This window comes from Viscerimonas tarda, assembly GCF_054601255.1.
Genome location: NZ_BAAHWV010000128.1, coordinates 1 through 1418, shown reverse-complemented (window position 1 = coordinate 1418; position 1418 = coordinate 1). Strand labels below are relative to the sequence as shown.

Genomic DNA, 1418 nt, shown 5'->3' with positions numbered 1-1418 from the left:
GTAAAATTCACGCGGCTCTTCCTGCGGGTCGCCGGTAAAGACAAGCTCGTTTTCCCGCCATACGGTAAAGGGTTTGGCGTTCTGCGCCTGTTCATGGTATATATCCACGCCGACGCTTTCACTTTCCCTGATAAAAATGCTTTCTTCCCTGTTTGCAAAGTATTTCCTGAATCTGCGGTTTAAATACCATTCAAAGTACATGACCTGGCAGGTCATATTCGCTTCAATCTGCTTTTCCTTGGCAAACAGCACAAAGCGCTCATTCAGCGTGGAAAGCGGATAGACCAGCGATTGCAGGAAAAGGATGTACTTCCTTCCCGGCAGGTAATGCGGCGTCAGGCAGTTCGCTATGTAGTCTGTAGGCAATCTGTATCGCATCCGTTGTCAATAATGAGTTTAACAGCTTCGCGGAAACCCGGCAAGTCCGCTTCTTCATCTTTTCCGGTGGACTGCCGGAGGTAGCCGGAGGCGGTATGCGTCATCCGGCTGACTTTCTGTGGCGGGGAAATATGCCCGTCTGCATCGTAGCAGGCCAGGAAAACGCCCTGTTCCGGTACGGCAGCCGTATCCATGTACACATCCGTTACATGCTCCACCTTTTTAATAGCCTCCATCACTTTGGAAACATAGACGGCGGCGTCAAAGTCAATGTTCATCATGTAGTCATCCAGCTTTCTTTCTATGTCGTCGTAGATTTCGCTTTCCGGTACAGCGCCGTCGTAATACACCGATACGCGGGGAACAAGTACATCCCCGTTGCGGCTGATGACTTCAATCCGTGTACCGGCAAACTTGATCCGGCTGATATAGGCGTTAATCATCACCAAGTCTTCCGGGGAAACCGCCGACAGCTTGCCTTTCACGCCGGTAGCGACTTTCAGTACCAGCTTGTTGTCCAGGTTCACATCGCTTGTACTTTCGGAATAGGACACCTGGGTAATAATGCGTTTGGTTTCGTCAACGGAAACGTAGCCGAATGCCATGCCGTCTTCGCGGACGGCCAGCGTGTCGCCCTTCTGGTATTGCAGCAGGGCATTCACATAATATACCGGCGTTCCGTTGATGCGGTTGTTGAGCGTGGCGGAAATATCCATGGCGAAAACGTCCAGGATAGCCTCAAAGCCGTAAACAACGGCAGCGAAAGCCCAGGTAATGCCGTTCAGGATGGACATTTTGGAATCGCTGGAGAACTCGGAAAGTTCCAGCCGCTTGTTGCGTTCACTGACAGCTTCGTTGTATATTTCCTTGATTGTTCTGCTCATGCTTCCGATGTATAGGATTGACCTTTAATAATAAATTTCCAGTATCCCGCTTCGTTCCATGCCGGCTCGTTGCAGAGCAGCCAGACGGCTTCCATACCCGAAGACAGGATATAGTTCCCGTCCTCATCCTTTTGAGGCTCGCAGTATTCCCCCGAA

General features: G+C 50.8%; 2 protein-coding genes. Both read right to left on the bottom strand.

Going from position 1 to position 1418, the window contains the following annotated elements:
* Nucleotides 1–378 (bottom strand): hypothetical protein (locus tag ACYPWY_RS16265; protein WP_459686595.1); only part of this gene is annotated, 378 nt, incomplete at its 3' end.
* Nucleotides 348–1262 carry a hypothetical protein gene (locus tag ACYPWY_RS16260; protein ID WP_459686594.1) on the bottom strand — a complete coding sequence of 305 codons (915 nt, stop codon included), beginning with the start codon at nucleotides 1260–1262 and terminating at the stop codon, nucleotides 348–350. The genes ACYPWY_RS16265 and ACYPWY_RS16260, both read right to left, overlap by 31 nt.
* Between the last annotated feature and the right edge of the window lie 156 nt (nucleotides 1263–1418).